Here is a 15,048-nt window from a genome sequence, read left to right as displayed (position 1 = left end):
TAATTTTATAAATCAAAATTAAAAAAATCATTATGAAAAAACTAATCTTACTTCCGTTCCTTTTTTTATCCATCATAGGATGGAGCCAAACTGCCGAAGACTATTTTGATCAGGCAATGAAAAAATCAAATGCTGGAAATAGTAAAGCTGCTATATTAGATTATGACAAAGCCATAAATCTAAAACCTACTTTTGGAGAAGCTTATTTAAACCGAAGCATGGAAAAAATGAGAGTAAATGATTTAACCGGAGCCCTTAGCGATGCTAATAAATCATTAGAAATACAGACTGACAATACCTATGCTTATACAACAAGAGCTAATATTTATTATAAGCTTAAAGATTATAATGCCACTATAAAAGACTGTAATATTGCCATTCAAAATAATGCAGATGATTCTATTTCTTATAATTTAAGAGGACTTTCGTATGTTCATTTAAAAGACAGAAAAAATGCCTGTGCTGATTTTACAAAAGCAGTAGAACTTGGTAGCCAAAGTGCTGCTAAAAACTTAAAAACTTTTTGTAAATAATCTTTAGAAAATTTCATAACTAAAAAAGCTGCTCCAAAAATAATGAAGCAGCTTTTTTTTTATCTTTTAAAAACAATCTTATTTTTGAGTTAACCTTTTTAATTCAGTTCCTCCGGGAATTTGCATTTTATCGGTTAGAATAGAAATATCATTCAAACTAAAAACTCCTGTTAGCGACATAAGAACAGATCGTTTAATACCATCTGCATCGTCATCAATAAACATTAAAAACTCTTTTAACTGATTCGTTCCCGTACGCTTCACATCGATTGTGATTTGTTTTCCCTGAGTATTTTCTTTTTTCAACTCTTCTAAATCAGCTGCTTTAATATAGCCTTCGGCTACGTCTTTCATTTTTTTGGCAGCAGTACCATTTGTTGTCGAAAAAACTTTTAAATTCTCTAAATTCTGAATTAATTTCAAATATTGTTGGGTTTCTTTATCAGAAGGATCCACTTTTACTTTGCTCATTAATTCGAACATTTTCTTGTTTACAATTACCGAAACAATTTCTTCCTGCCCGTCAAATTGATCAAAAACGGCTTGACCGTAAAAAGAACTTGATGCCAATGCTACTAAAAGCGAAAGGAATACTTTTTTGATTTTCATATCTTTATATTAAATTATACACTTGTTTATAAACTATACTTACCATTTCTATGCCAATTTTCAATAAATCGTTATGATACAAATTATAACGTAAAATATTCAAAATTATGCAGAAAACGGAAAATTATTCATTCTAAAAAAATCAATAATAAAACTAAAGATAGTATTTTTACGTAAATAGTCATAATGCCATATAAAATATGAAAACTTTTTCGTTCCGCTTACTACTTTTATTAGTTTGTTTTTCACTTTTACAAAGTTGCGAAGATCAGGATGATTCGCTGCCTGAACCTACTGAACTTGATGTACATAAATTTATTTGGCGTGGATTGAACCAAATGTATTTATGGCAGGAAAATGTTCCTGATTTAGCGTCTAAAAGATTTTTATCTAATGCTGAATATGAAAACTTTTTAAGTAGTTTTTCAACTCCCGAAAACCTATTCCAAAATTTACTTTACAGACCCTCAATTTTATATGGTACAAATGTGGTGGATCAATTTAGCTGGATTGTTAATGATTATCAAACTCTGGAACAGCAATTAGGGGGAACCACTAAAAACAACGGCGTTGAATACAGTTTAAGTCTTGTTTCTAATAATAGTAGTCAAATAATAGGTTTTGTTCGTTATATTATTCCAAATTCGGATGCTGCAACGAAAAACATTCAGCGTGGAGAAGTTTTTTATGCAGTTAACGGAACAACTTTAACGCAATCTAATTATCGAAATTTACTGAATGGTTCTAACGAAAATTATACTTTAAACTTTGCTAATCTTACTTTTGATTCTAATAATAATGCTGTAATTATTCCTAACGGTAAAAGTCTCGCATTAACAAAAACCACCTTAGCTGAAAATCCTGTTTTCATAAAAAAAGTTATCACAAATGAAGACCACAAAATAGGCTATTTTATGTATAATGGTTTTTACCAAAGCTATGATTCTGAATTAAATGATGCTTTTGGCTATTTCAAATCAGAAGGAATCACTGATTTAGTTCTGGATTTAAGATACAACGGCGGTGGTTCAGTACTTAGCGCAGCCCGATTAGCCAGTATGATTACAGGACAATTTAACGGAAAAATTTTTAGTGAATTGGCTTACAACAATAGTAAATCCTACCTGAATAGAAAATATACTTTTACCTCAACGATAGACGGAAAAAGTATCAATAGTTTAAATCTTACCACAGTATATGTTTTGACGACTAAAGGTACTGCTTCTGCAAGCGAGCTTATCATAAATGGTTTGGATCCTTATATTAATGTTGTACAAATAGGTGATGCAACTTATGGAAAAAACGTAGCTTCGGTTACGCTTTATGACTCTCCTAGTTTGGCTAAAAACAATGTAAATATTTCACATCGTTATGCCATGCAGCCCATAGTAGCCCGATCTCAGAATTCGGTGGGATTTGGAGACTATTTAGATGGTTTAATTCCTGATCACAAATTAGTCGAAAGAATATCGACATTAGGTATTCTTGGAGATATTAACGAACCTCTTCTAAGCACAGCAATCGGTAAAATTACAGGAACGTCTAAAATAATCCCCGAAAAAACAACTGAAGATCTAAAATACATCAACGATTCAAAAACCATCAAAGGACAAAATGAAATGCATTTCGAACAATAAAAGTTAACTTAATTGCATAAAAAAAAAGGCTTTCGTAATGAAAGCCTTTTTTGTAATTTTCAGTAAAATTAGTCATTAAAATAGAAACCATTTGGACCAATACCAACTGTTAATTCTTTTTGTAATGTACCAGTAAGATTATAAATATAAGCTTTACTGTTTGTTTTGTAATCTCCACTATCTGCTAAATAAATTCTATTATCTTCCACAGCAAATCCGTATAGATTAGCAACTGGTGAATTTATAATAGGTGTTAGTGATGCTGTAGTAGCATTAGTATTTATAGTATAAACTGAACTACCAACAGTGTAATAGATTTTGTCATCTTCAATATCTAAATAACCTGCTCCATCAAGAGCTTCTGGAAAAGTAACTTTAGAAACTGATTTATCTGATAATTTCACTTTTACAATTTCACTTCTGTTTCCATAAGGTGATCTCAAAATATATAAAACACCATCTTCCTCCTCTACAGAATCAGCACTTGATCCAATAGTTACTGGAGTTTCTACTGTTTTAGTAGCAATATTAACAATAATTAATTTATTACTATTATATGGTTCTGTTATATACAATTTACCATTTTCTTCTACAATTCTATTAGCCGTTCCATTTAAGTCAATTTTAGATTCAAATGTATTCGTAGCTAAATTAATTACTGCAACATAATCATCGGTGTTACCTGTAATTACCGCTGCATCATCAGCAGGTTTGTCATATGGCGCATAAGTATTTGCATTAGTTACATAGGCTTTACCATTTTTAACAACACCATATCTAGGATTTTTAAGTCCACTATCAATTTTAGCAACAAGCTTAAAAGTATATCTGTTAACTACATTGATTACATTTGAACCACCAGCAATTATGTATGCATTATCACCATCAAAAAAGATATTTTGAACGTACGTACCAATAATATCATTTCCATTTACAGCACTATAAACACTTTGTTCAAAAGTATTTAAGTCATCACTTATAAATGACACAGATCCTCCACTAGTAAAATTACCCTCGTTTAAAATGAATACTCCATTATCATAAACTCCTTTTGGATCATTAGAATTATCATCATCATTAGAACAAGAAACAAAAAGCGATACGCTTAATGCTAATAAAAACATTTTAGTTAGTTTCATTATATTAAAATTTAAGGTTTAAGTACATATTATAGTTTCTTCCGGGCATTGGTCGGTATTCTAAACTTTGATAAAATTTATTCCAAACATTTAAAACCTGGAATCCTACTTTACAAGAGGATAATAATTTAAAATCATAGTTTATAGCTATGTTAGAGACATTATATGCCGGAACAATTTTTTTAGGATCATTATCTTCTTGTGTATAAACAAAGCCATTGTATAAAAATTGATAATTAGCCGAAATTCTATTTCTGGAATAAGAAACTGCTGCGGTTACTTTGTTAAATGGAACAAAGAATAGTTGTTTTTTAGTAACTACATTTTCAGAAATGGTATGAGCATAAGTCGCATTGGCAGCAAAAATATTTTTTCCAAATTGTTTTTTCCAACTCAATAAGGTTTCAGCTCCATAACTGGCTACTTTGTTTGTATTTTGCGGTGACCAGATTCCGTTATTTCCAGGAACCCATTGCAACATATCTTTTATTTTAAAGTAATAGAAAGTTTGCGTTAGTGTAATATTTCTAAAAGTAAAAACATTTCCTATTTCTGCCTGATAGGAACTTTCAGGTTTCAAATTCCTATTTCCACCTTCTTCCCAATACAAATCATTAAAAGTTGGAATTCTAAAATTTCGGGATAAATTCAGTTTCAATTGATAGAATTCACTCAGTTGACAGGACGAACCAAAAGAAAATAAAACAGGTGATTGATAATTCGCTGTGAATTCTTTTCGAATACCAAACTCATTTTTCCAATCTTCATTGAAATCTTGTTTAACCAAAAATGAAGCTGAACTAATTTCTCTGGTATTATTCCCAAAACCACTTCCAAAACCTTTTGTTCTATTGTAATCTAAAATGGCATTAATTTGAGTTGATTTGAATAAAGAATATCCTAAATCAGCTTTGGTTGTCAAACTTTCCGTTTTTCCGTAGCTGTAATTATTTAAATCCTTATTCGCAAAATATTGGTAATTTTCAAAAATATAAGCCGTTTTGAAATTCGCTTTCAATCTTCCAAAATCACCATCATATTCTAATAAATTTCTATTAAAACCATTTACATACTTACTTTTTGTTTCCGATTCTACTATTAATGATGTATTTCGGTCCGTATTAGAAGTTTGAGTGTATAATCTTAAAGTGTTTTTAGCGTCTAATTTATATCCTAAATTAGCGCTCACAGTGATAACATCATATTCTCCATTCTGGTTCCAGCGTTGTTCGCCTCTCCAGGTATATTGGTTTAAATACTTATAATCGTTTGTAGAACTGTTTTTTGAAAATCCTATTTGTGTACTCCATTTTTCATTAGAAATATTAGCCTTATAATTAATTCCAATAGTATTAAAACTTCCATAATCTAACTTTAAACTATTTTCAAAACGATTATAAAATGCCAAATCATTATTCAAATGAACCGTTCCTCCAATAGCTCCACTTCCGTAAATCAAACTTCCTCCACCCGCTTTTACACTAACAGAATTGTAATCGGTACCCGAAATGGTATTAAAATCAGTACTTCCATTCATTTGAGAATTAATATTAATTCCGTTCCAAATTACAGCAGTTTGTGAAGCAGTTGTCCCTCTGAAAGAAACTGTAGAGAGCATTCCGCGACCATACTCTTTGAAATATATTGTCGAATTGAAATTCAATAAATCAGTCAATAAAGCTTCATTCTTATTGATAATCGAATCATTTAATTTCAAAACAGATTGTGAATTGGAGTATTTTTTAAGATTGGCATCCGAAACTACTACTTCCTTTAATTTGGTAATAGTATCATTCTGCGCCGAAATAAATTGGCACAACAAAAAAAGAGAAAAAGCAAAACGTATTCTTAAAGTCATAATTTCTACACTCTTTTTCCCGAGAGTTCGATATTAATTTATAAAGGCAGGTCTCCTGGCTTGCGTCTTGTTGTTTACCTTCCCATTCGAATTTAGAAATTGAACTACGAAATAAGAAGTATTTCACTTCTAATCCCTAGTTTCTAACTTCCCACTTTCAAACAGTGGTTTTGTAGTTTACAACAAGCTTTATAGCTTACAGTTGCGGGTACAGCTCAGGTTTTAAACCTGATTCCCTTTTAATGTGTTGATAAAAACACAACCTTAATTTTTTGCAAAGATAAAACTTAATCCTGCTAAAAATCAAATTTATATACATTTTTGATTTTTAGTACTTAAAAAACTAAAAATCAAACAAATAAACATTTTTAACTGAAGTTATAATTCTATTTTTATTACATCTCCAAAATCGACTTTATTTTGAAATGCTTCTTTTAAAGATAATCCGGATTGATGGCATAAAATACTCCTGATTACTCCGGCATGAGTAACAATTACTATTTTTTTCGAATGATTTGCAGAAGCTAGTGTGGCTAAAAAATCAATTACCCGATGGTGTAATGTAATAAAAGATTCGCCGTTAGGAACAGCCACATTTACAAAATCAGTCATCCAGGGAGTAAAATCGACTTCAGGAATTTCATCCCATTTTTTCATTTCCCAATCACCAAAATTCATTTCCATCAATCTCGAATCAATACTAACCGATGATGACAAATAATTGGCTAAAAGTGTACAACGAGATAACGGACTCGAAAAAACAACAGCGTCCGAAGGTATTTGACTTTTTATCAATTCAAATTGTTCTAAAAAGGATTCTTTTAAACTTACATCAGATTGTCCGTAACAGATTCCTTTCTCACAAACAGTTTCGGTATGCCGAACTAAATAAACTTCCATAAAGCAATACTTGACAGATAAAAAACAACTTCACACACTTGCTGCGTTGCACCAAGACAATCACCCGTATAACCATCAATCCATTTTTGGAAATAACTAGCCATAAAAAATCTGGTGAGAAAAACTGGAATTACAACAATTAGCATTTGCCATCGAAAATAAGACAAAATCAATAATGGTAATAAACCAAAAAAGAAAGCACCAACTACTTCTCTCCATGTGTAATTTTGAGCAATTGGTTTGCTTTTACTACTAGCATCTTCTCTTGAATAATGATGGGTAAAGACAATAGAAATTGCAGCCAGTCGGCTTACAGCATGAGCAGCAACAAATAACAAAAAACCAACTGTTATTGAATTTATATCTTCAACTAATTGAACCAGAATTTGAAATTTCAATAAAAAAAGTAAAACCAAGCCAATAGCACCATATGCCCCGATTGCACTATCTTTCATGATTAAAAGAATTTTCTCTTTAGTCCAACCACCGCCAAAACCATCACAGACATCGGCAAAGCCATCTTCGTGAAATGCACCAGTTACTAGAATACCAGCAATTATCGAAAGAACAACAGCTATTTCTATCGAAAAAACAAAAGAAGCTAAATAGTAAATCATAAAACTTATTCCTCCTACAATCCAGCCAATTATTGGAAAATATCTTGACGCTTTATTCAAATAATCAGGATGATGATTGATGTTTTTAGGGCAAGGAATCCGGGTATAGAACATCAATGCGGTAAAAAATATACGGAGTTCTTTTTTCATTATTTTTATAAATCTTTAATCTAACTTCTAACTTCCCACCTCTAACTTCTAACTTTTATTTTCACTCACACCAGCACTTTCAAAACTAGCCATTTCATTTAAAAAAGCCACTGCCGATGTTATTATTGGAAAAACCAAAGCACAACCTGTTCCTTCACCCAAACGCAAATCTAATTGTAAAACCGCCGAAACATCTAAATAATCCAACAGTTTTTTATGTGCTTTCTCAGCCGATTGATGGCTGAAAATGGCATTTTTTAATATTTCAGGATTCTTTTTGAATGCTATTAAAAAAGCAACACTGCAAATAAATCCGTCTACCAGAAAAATCATATTTTGTTGATAAGCTTCAAGCATTCCTCCTGCCATTTGCAAAATTTCAAATCCTCCAAAATGAGCCAAATAACTATCAAAATCCTTTTCGCCCTCGTAATTTTCAATCGCTTTTCTTAAAATAGCAATCTTAAATTGTAGTTTTTCATCATCTACCCCAGTTCCTTTACCCACACAATCTTCGATAGAAAAATTACAAAGTACACTCATTAAAACCGAGGCTGTGGCTGTGTTTCCAATTCCCATTTCGCCAAAACCAACGCAATTACAACCTTGTTTTGCTATTGAAGTAACCATTTCGGCTCCTTTAGAAAAGCATAACTGCATTTGTGTTTTGCTCATAGCAGAAGTACTCAAAAACGAATGTGTCCCTTTATCAATCTTATTCGAAATCAATTTTACATTAGACGGAAAATCATAATTTACACCAGCATCAACAATAGATAGCGTAATATCGTTTTGCTTACAAAACACATTAATTGCCGCTCCACCTTCTAAAAAATTACTAACCATTTGGCGTGTTACATCCTGCGGATAAGCGCTCACACCATGTTGTGCTATACCATGATCGGCAGCAAAAACTATAATATTTGGGTTCTTTATTTTGGGTTCTAAAGTTTGAAAAACTTCTCCAATTTGTTGGGCTATTTTTTCTAAAACACCTAATGAACCTATTGGTTTTGTTTTTTGATTAATCTTATCTTCTAACTCCTTTTTCAAAGTAGTGGCAACATCTTTATGCTTTGAAGAAACCGCTACTTTTTTATCTTCATCTATAATTAAATGATTGATTTCTGTCACTATCGGAGCTTCCGATTTCTTTTTCCAATTCAATTGTTGTAGCATCGGTTGTTTTCCATAATCAGTAGCGGGTTTGCCTACGCAAAAATATCCCAGAGGCTCAATATGCTCTGGTAAGCCTAATATTTTCTTGAACTGATAATAATTCAAAATCGAAACCCAACCCATCGAATAGCCTTGTTCTGTAAGCGAAAGCCAAATATTTTGAGCGGCACAAACCGCACTGTTTTTAATTGCCTCATTACTTCCAACAGTACCTATGGTAAAATGATTCAATACCGAACGATCATAAGCGATTACCAGTCCTAAGGGAGCATCTTCAATCGCTTCTAGTTTTAAAGCCTGATATTGTACTTTCTGTGATTCGTTATCAGTACTCTGAGCTGCTTTTTCATCATAATCCAGAAACAATTTTTTCACAGCTTTTTTTACCTCAGCCGATTTAATCAAATAATATCTGGTCGCTTCAGTCAAACCCACAGAAGGCGCCCAATGTCCAGCTTCTAATGCTTTTTCGATTACGGCATCAGGAACTTCCTCATTTGTAAAATGACGGGTGTCTCTACGTGACTTTATAATTTCGTCTAAATAACTCATATTAAAAATTTAATTTCAATTTCAAAAATCAATGAAAATGTCAATAAAAAAAAACAACACTTTAAAATTGCCATTGATTATTGTAATTGCTATTGAAATTGATTAATCTTCCCAAACCACAAAACAATAATCCTTATAAGTTTTAGTAGTAAATGGAGGCAATGATATCCTTTCTAAAAATAAAGGGCAATAAATCACCATCGTATGAAATTCTCCATTTTCTCCACAAGGATCAATTTCTTTTTGTTCTAATTCTAAAGCTAATTCTTTGGTTAAAATACGTCCTAAATAACTTTCTCCCATCTTTGTATTACAGGACACAATCATTGTTTCAATTCCGTTTTCTAACATTTCATTGACCAAAGCAATTCGGTCTTGTTGCCACAAAGGCAAAATTGCTTTTAAGTTAGCCGCTTGACAAACTTTTTCTTCCCAATCCCGATGCGGTTGCAAGTCGATATCTCCAAAAACGGCTGCTTCTAAATCATAATTAACTTTCAATGTTTGCAAAACAGCAATAAACTTGGCTTCATAATCTTCCCAAGTAGCAGGAATTGTGACTATAGGTAATTGCATTTTTTGCGCCTGTTGATTTAAAATTGATAAAGGCAATCCATGCGAACGGGAAATTTTCCCGTTTTCATTCATCATATTCAATAAAACCTTTGGCTTTAAACCTAATTTTACTGCCTGCATCATTGCATAACAACTATCTTTTCCTCCTGACCAGGAGGTTAAAAAATTCATAAACCTTCTTTTATTACAACCGGAATTCCAGAAACCATCAGCACGACTTTGTCTGCTTTTTTGGCTAAATATTGGTTCATCCAGCCTTGTAATTCAGTAAACTTTCGACCAATATGCGTATCTGCATGAACACCCATTCCTATTTCGTTTGAAATAATAATGATGATCACATTAGGTTGGTTTATTATTTTTTCGAATTCGGCTTTAGCCTGAATCAAACTCAATTCTACATCATTCTGCGTATCAACAAAAAAATTAGTCAACCATAAAGTTACGCAATCAATAACAGCAACCTGACCAGAAAAATCAATTTCGCTTAAAAATTTTTCTTTTTCAATGTTTATCCAACGTTCATCTCTGTCTCTTTGATGGCGTACAATTCGTTTCTGAAAATCATCATCCCATTTTCGCGCCGTAGCCACATACATAGGTCTCGCCGATAATTCCTTGGCAATATTCTCAGCATAACTGCTTTTTCCTGAACGCTCTCCTCCTGTTATGAAATAGATCATCTTTTAATTTTTTATTGATTGTAGATTTTAATTTCTAATTGTATTACCTCTTCTTCCCTCCAACTTCTAACTTTTCAGTACGGACAATGTCTGCATCCGTTACCACAACAGCTCCCTCTTTTTAAATGAAACCAGGCTTTAAAAACATAATTCCCGTTTTCCAGATAATAGTCAATACCTTTAATTAGGTGGTTTGTTTTTGGCAAATTTTTAGCTTTATTATTTAATGCAGTTTCTGGAGAAATGGTCGCTAAATAGGCTTCAATTTTTATCGAACAACGGTTCTTAAAACAATTAGGACAAAGGCAATCGCCGGCCTCCGAAAAATTAAATATGGGCGGAAAATCATTGCACCAGCATTTCTTTTCCTGAGAAATATCGCCGCAATCAAAAGAATTTCCGCAATTGGAACACAATTTTACTTTAATAGTATTCATCAGGTAAAGATAGTATTTGTTTATTTTTTTATTCTAAAAAATAAACAGCATTTTTTACAATTTGATATACCTTTGCCTACATATAATTTTAAATCATGAATTCTTTTTATAATAAATTCCTGTTTCTCTTACTGTCTTTAAGCTTCATTGCCTGCAAAAAGAACGAAACTTTAAATACAACTACTGCACCAGTCAAAAAAAACGAAATTGAATATTCAAGCAATCTTGCCATTTACAAATACGATGGTTATTCGGTAGTAAAAGTTTTAAATCCATGGCCTGATGCCAATAAAGATTTCACTTATATCTTAAAAGAAAAAAACACCAGCATTCCTGACAGCTTAGAAAAGTATACACAATTGATTGTTCCTTTACAATCAATCGTGGTGACTTCGACTACCAATATTCCTTTTTTAGAAATGCTGCAGGAAGAAACGCATTTAGTAGGATTTCCGCATACTGATTATGTTTCTTCTGTAAAAACCCGAAAACTAATTGATGCCGGAATAGTTAAAAATGTGGGACAAAATGAACGCTTAAACATGGAAAAGCTGATTGATTTAGCTCCCGAAGCAATTGTAACTTTTGGTATCGATAACAACAATCCTATGATTGCTAATTTAGAAAAAAGCGGTTTAAAAGTAATCATTCAAGCCGATTGGATGGAACAGACGCCACTGGGAAAAGCCGAATGGATTAAATTGTATGCGGCTTTATTTGGCAAAGAAAAAGAAGGCAAAATATTGTTTGACAATATTGTAAAAAATTATAACGATGCTTTACAATTAGTCGCTAATCAAAAAGCAGAAAAAACAGTTTTATACGGTTCGATGTACCAAAACCAATGGTATGTTGCCAAAGGAAATAGCTGGGTAGCTCAATTTATGAAAGATGCCAAATCTAATTATTTATGGGCTGATGTTGAAGGCAGCGGAAGTTTAGGATTAGCTTTCGAAAAAATATTAGAAAAAGCAAAAAATGCTCAGGTTTGGATTGCTACAGGTTCTTTTAAAAATGCTCAGGAATTAGCTAATAGTAATCCGCATTACAATCAATTTGATGCTTTTACTAATCGAAATGTTTATACTTTTGAAAGCAAATTAGGCGCAAAAGGCGGTACCATTTATTACGAATTAGCTCCTAGCCGACCGGATTTAGTACTGAAAGATTACATCAAAATTTTTCATCCTGAATTATTACCTGATTATAATTTTACTTTTGCACAAAAACTAAATTAATTCCCATTGAAAAACCAAAAACGAAATACAATTCTGTTTTGCTACCTGATAGCAGGACTCTTTATTTTGTTTTTTGCCAATATCAGTTTGGGATCCATCACCATTCCGTTTAAAGAAATTTATCATAGTTTAAGCGGAGGTCAGGCGAGTAAATCAACCTGGGAATACATTATCATTAATTACAGGTTACCAAAAGCAATTACAGTCGTTATTGTTGGAATCGGGCTTTCAATAAGTGGTTTATTAATGCAAACTTTATTCAGGAATCCACTAGCAGGACCTTATGTTTTAGGATTGAGTTCGGGGGCAAGTTTAGGTGTGGCATTTGTCATTTTAGGAGCAGCATATCTACCTGCATTTTTACAGGAAATTGTACTCTCACCTTACGGAATTGTTTTAGCATCAACCATCGGAAGTTCTTTTGTTTTACTCGCCGTTTTATTGGTTTCCATTCGATTACGGGACACTATGACTATTTTAATTGTTGGATTGATGTTTGGAAGTTTAAGTACTGCGATTGTTGGTACTTTGAGTTTTTTTAGTACTGCCGAGCAATTACAAAAATTCACTTTTTGGTCACTTGGAAATTTAGGAAATCTTTCCTGGACTTCCATTATCATTTTATTAGTTTGTGTTCTGTTAGGGTTATTGTTGAGTTTAGCTAGTATCAAACCTTTAAATGCCCTACTTCTTGGCGAAAATTATGCCCGAAGCCTTGGACTAAATTATAACAAAGCAAGACTAATTATCATATTTGCGACCAGTATTCTTGCAGGAAGTATTACGGCTTTTGCTGGACCTATTGCTTTTATTGGACTGGCAGTTCCGCATATTGCCAAATTGGTTTTCCAAACCAGCAATCATACTATTTTATTCTGGAGCACCTTACTTTTTGGTGCCATTATCATGCTTGTTTGTGATACTATTTCGCAGGTTCCGGGTGGCGAAATCACCTTACCTATTAATGCTGTAACTTCTATTTTTGGTGCACCAATAGTGATTTGGTTATTGTTGAGAAAACAAAAAATGATTGGGTAATTTTTCGCTTAACTGTAAATCTTAAACACAAAGTACACAATGAAAAATTATTCGTTGTCTTTAAATAACAAAGGGCACAAAGCTTTGTACTCTTTACGTAATACTTTGCTCTCTTTGCGGTTAAAAACAGTATTAACGTATTCCTAAAAATATATAAGAAACATAGTCAATTTTGTTAGATTTTAAAAAATTGACCTTTATAAACAGCATTCTGTTAAAACTTTGTACTTATATGAGTTTTAAAAACAGAATAAATCATTAAATTCGCAGTCTCAATTTAGTATCAAAATTTGATAGAAAACAGAAGTTGTTTTTTGAGTAAATTTCGATTATTACAATTTAAAATAAAATACATTAGAAATAACATGAGCTTGCTCATTGCATTTCACAAATAAAAAACAAATAAATAGAAAGAAATGAAATACGACGTTATTGTTTTAGGAAGTGGTCCTGGCGGGTATGTAACTGCCATTAGAGCATCACAATTAGGCTTTAAAGTAGCCGTAGTTGAAAAAGAAAACTTAGGTGGAGTTTGCTTGAACTGGGGTTGTATCCCAACCAAAGCATTATTGAAATCAGCTCAGGTTTTTGATTATCTAAAACACGCTTCCGATTACGGATTGACTGTTTCTGAGTTTGATAAAGATTTCCCTGCTGTAATTCAACGTAGCCGTAATGTTGCTGATGGAATGAGCAAAGGAATTACTTTCCTGATGAAGAAAAACAAAATCGACGTTATTAATGGTTTTGGAAAATTAAAACCAGGTAAAAAATTAGACGTTACTGATAAAGACGGAAAAGTTACTGAATACAGTGCTGATCACATTATCATTGCTACAGGAGCTCGTTCTCGTGAGTTGCCTAACTTACCTCAAGACGGAGTAAAAGTTATTGGTTACCGTCAGGCAATGACTTTACCTGAGCAACCTAAAAAGATGATTATCGTTGGTTCTGGTGCTATCGGAGTAGAATTTGCTCACTTCTATAACTCAATGGGAACTGATGTTACTATCGTTGAATTTATGCCAAATGTAGTTCCAGTTGAAGACGAAGATATTTCAAAAGAATTTGAAAAATCTTTGAAAAAAGCAGGAATCACTGTTATGACTAACTCTTCTGTTGAGAAAATCGATACTACAGGAAAAGGAGTTAAAGCATTCGTTAAAACTGCTAAAGGAGAAGAAGTTCTTGAAGCTGATATTTTACTTTCTGCTGTTGGAATCAAAACTAACATTGAAAATATTGGTTTAGAAGAAGTAGGAATTGCTACTGACAGAGATAAAATCTTAGTAAACGCTTACAACGCTACAAATATTCCAGGTTATTACGCTATTGGTGACGTAACTCCGGGACAAGCTTTAGCTCACGTAGCTTCTGCTGAAGGAATCAACTGTGTGGAGAAAATTAAAGGATTACATGTAGAACCTATCGATTACGGAAACGTACCGGGTTGTACTTATGCTACTCCAGAAATTGCTTCTGTAGGTTTAACTGAAAAAGCAGCTAAGGAAAAAGGATACGATATTAAAGTTGGAAAATTCCCATTCGTAGCATCTGGAAAAGCAAAAGCTTCTGGAAATGCTGACGGATTTGTAAAAGTAATTTTCGACGCTAAATACGGAGAATGGTTAGGATGTCACATGATTGGTGCCGGAGTTACTGATATGATTGCTGAGGCAGTTGTAGCCCGTAAACTGGAAACTACAGGTCACGAAATCCTTAAAGCTATCCACCCACACCCAACAATGAGTGAGGCAGTTATGGAAGCTGTTGCGGCTGCTTATGGTGAAGTAATTCACATCTAGTTTTAGATAAAGATTTCAGATTATATATTAATCCGATTAGTGAAAACTAGTCGGATTTTTTTATGTTTGAAATTGTCAAACCAAAAAGCAATATATT

At 32.7% G+C, this 15,048-nt stretch carries 14 protein-coding genes and 1 riboswitch; of the genes, 5 read left to right on the top strand and 9 right to left on the bottom strand.

Annotated elements, in window-relative coordinates; translation table 11 throughout:
- The first annotated feature begins 32 nt into the window (after positions 1–32).
- Positions 33–533: a tetratricopeptide repeat protein gene (locus FEM21_RS03780; protein ID WP_035657967.1), complete on the top strand. Its 501-nt coding sequence runs from the start codon at positions 33–35 to the stop codon at positions 531–533.
- 78 nt (positions 534–611) lie between these two features.
- On the opposite strand, the gene FEM21_RS03775 is transcribed toward FEM21_RS03780, so the two are convergent.
- Entirely contained in the window at positions 612–1,142 is a 531-nt protein-coding gene (locus FEM21_RS03775; protein WP_316930335.1) for a DUF4252 domain-containing protein, read from the bottom strand.
- A 200-nt stretch (positions 1,143–1,342) separates the two neighbouring features.
- On the opposite strand from FEM21_RS03775, the gene FEM21_RS03770 reads away from it, so the two are divergent.
- Positions 1,343–2,779, top strand: a complete 1,437-nt coding sequence (locus FEM21_RS03770; RefSeq protein ID WP_035657963.1) for a S41 family peptidase — start codon at positions 1,343–1,345, stop codon at positions 2,777–2,779.
- A 68-nt stretch (positions 2,780–2,847) separates the two neighbouring features.
- On the opposite strand, the gene FEM21_RS03765 is transcribed toward FEM21_RS03770, so the two are convergent.
- The 8 genes from FEM21_RS03765 to FEM21_RS03730 form a co-directional block, all read right to left on the bottom strand.
- Positions 2,848–3,918 (bottom strand): DUF5074 domain-containing protein, encoded by a 1,071-nt coding sequence (locus FEM21_RS03765; protein WP_035657960.1) that lies wholly within the window; start codon positions 3,916–3,918, stop codon positions 2,848–2,850.
- Between the two features lie 4 nt (positions 3,919–3,922).
- Positions 3,923–5,776: a TonB-dependent receptor plug domain-containing protein gene (locus tag FEM21_RS03760; protein WP_035657958.1), complete on the bottom strand. Its 1,854-nt coding sequence runs from the start codon at positions 5,774–5,776 to the stop codon at positions 3,923–3,925.
- A gap of 28 nt (positions 5,777–5,804) precedes the next feature.
- Positions 5,805–6,058, bottom strand: a riboswitch (cobalamin riboswitch).
- A 96-nt stretch (positions 6,059–6,154) separates the two neighbouring features.
- Entirely contained in the window at positions 6,155–6,676 is a 522-nt protein-coding gene (cobC, locus tag FEM21_RS03755) for an alpha-ribazole phosphatase (protein ID WP_035657956.1), read from the bottom strand.
- Positions 6,661–7,443 (bottom strand): adenosylcobinamide-GDP ribazoletransferase, encoded by a 783-nt coding sequence (locus FEM21_RS03750; RefSeq protein ID WP_035657954.1) that lies wholly within the window; start codon positions 7,441–7,443, stop codon positions 6,661–6,663. The genes cobC and FEM21_RS03750 overlap by 16 nt, the downstream gene beginning before the upstream one ends.
- Before the next feature lie 48 nt (positions 7,444–7,491).
- Positions 7,492–9,174, bottom strand: a complete 1,683-nt coding sequence (gene cobT, locus FEM21_RS03745; RefSeq protein ID WP_035657951.1) for a nicotinate-nucleotide--dimethylbenzimidazole phosphoribosyltransferase — start codon at positions 9,172–9,174, stop codon at positions 7,492–7,494.
- 102 nt (positions 9,175–9,276) lie between these two features.
- Positions 9,277–9,921, bottom strand: a complete 645-nt coding sequence (locus FEM21_RS03740) for a Dph6-related ATP pyrophosphatase (RefSeq protein WP_035657949.1) — start codon at positions 9,919–9,921, stop codon at positions 9,277–9,279.
- The gene (locus tag FEM21_RS03735) at positions 9,918–10,433 is read right to left on the bottom strand and encodes a bifunctional adenosylcobinamide kinase/adenosylcobinamide-phosphate guanylyltransferase (protein WP_035657947.1); all 516 of its coding nucleotides are present in this window, start codon (positions 10,431–10,433) and stop codon (positions 9,918–9,920) included. Before FEM21_RS03735 ends, FEM21_RS03740 begins: the two co-directional genes overlap by 4 nt.
- A gap of 74 nt (positions 10,434–10,507) precedes the next feature.
- Positions 10,508–10,870: a DUF5522 domain-containing protein gene (locus FEM21_RS03730; protein WP_035657944.1), complete on the bottom strand. Its 363-nt coding sequence runs from the start codon at positions 10,868–10,870 to the stop codon at positions 10,508–10,510.
- 95 nt (positions 10,871–10,965) lie between these two features.
- On the opposite strand from FEM21_RS03730, the gene FEM21_RS03725 reads away from it, so the two are divergent.
- The 3 genes from FEM21_RS03725 to lpdA all read left to right on the top strand — a co-directional run bounded on the left by FEM21_RS03725 (position 10,966) and on the right by lpdA (position 14,951).
- Entirely contained in the window at positions 10,966–12,108 is a 1,143-nt protein-coding gene (locus tag FEM21_RS03725) for an ABC transporter substrate-binding protein (RefSeq protein ID WP_035657942.1), read from the top strand.
- Between the two features lie 6 nt (positions 12,109–12,114).
- A complete protein-coding gene (locus tag FEM21_RS03720) occupies positions 12,115–13,146 on the top strand; it encodes an iron ABC transporter permease (protein ID WP_035657940.1) in 1,032 nt (343 codons plus the stop codon).
- Between the two features lie 416 nt (positions 13,147–13,562).
- Positions 13,563–14,951, top strand: coding sequence for a dihydrolipoyl dehydrogenase (gene lpdA / locus FEM21_RS03715; protein ID WP_035657937.1), 1,389 nt, complete (start codon positions 13,563–13,565; stop codon positions 14,949–14,951).
- The last annotated feature ends 97 nt before the right edge of the window (positions 14,952–15,048 follow it).

The sequence above is a fragment of the Flavobacterium seoulense genome, from assembly GCF_000695795.1.
In the GTDB taxonomy this organism is placed as follows: Bacteria; Bacteroidota; Bacteroidia; order Flavobacteriales; family Flavobacteriaceae; genus Flavobacterium; species Flavobacterium seoulense.
This window is presented reverse-complemented; position numbering and strand designations above follow the sequence as displayed.

Coding starts and splice junctions, on each gene's coding strand:
- FEM21_RS03775 (WP_316930335.1), bottom strand. CDS start 1,142: ATGAAAATCAAAAAAGTATTCCTTTCGCTTTTAGTAGCATTGGCATCA.
- FEM21_RS03750 (WP_035657954.1), bottom strand. CDS start 7,443: ATGAAAAAAGAACTCCGTATATTTTTTACCGCATTGATGTTCTATACC.
- FEM21_RS03735 (WP_035657947.1), bottom strand. CDS start 10,433: ATGATCTATTTCATAACAGGAGGAGAGCGTTCAGGAAAAAGCAGTTAT.
- FEM21_RS03765 (WP_035657960.1), bottom strand. CDS start 3,918: ATGAAACTAACTAAAATGTTTTTATTAGCATTAAGCGTATCGCTTTTT.
- lpdA (WP_035657937.1), top strand. CDS start 13,563: ATGAAATACGACGTTATTGTTTTAGGAAGTGGTCCTGGCGGGTATGTA.
- FEM21_RS03730 (WP_035657944.1), bottom strand. CDS start 10,870: ATGAATACTATTAAAGTAAAATTGTGTTCCAATTGCGGAAATTCTTTT.
- cobC (WP_035657956.1), bottom strand. CDS start 6,676: ATGGAAGTTTATTTAGTTCGGCATACCGAAACTGTTTGTGAGAAAGGA.
- FEM21_RS03770 (WP_035657963.1), top strand. CDS start 1,343: ATGAAAACTTTTTCGTTCCGCTTACTACTTTTATTAGTTTGTTTTTCA.
- FEM21_RS03780 (WP_035657967.1), top strand. CDS start 33: ATGAAAAAACTAATCTTACTTCCGTTCCTTTTTTTATCCATCATAGGA.
- FEM21_RS03725 (WP_035657942.1), top strand. CDS start 10,966: ATGAATTCTTTTTATAATAAATTCCTGTTTCTCTTACTGTCTTTAAGC.
- FEM21_RS03740 (WP_035657949.1), bottom strand. CDS start 9,921: ATGAATTTTTTAACCTCCTGGTCAGGAGGAAAAGATAGTTGTTATGCA.
- cobT (WP_035657951.1), bottom strand. CDS start 9,174: ATGAGTTATTTAGACGAAATTATAAAGTCACGTAGAGACACCCGTCAT.
- FEM21_RS03760 (WP_035657958.1), bottom strand. CDS start 5,776: ATGACTTTAAGAATACGTTTTGCTTTTTCTCTTTTTTTGTTGTGCCAA.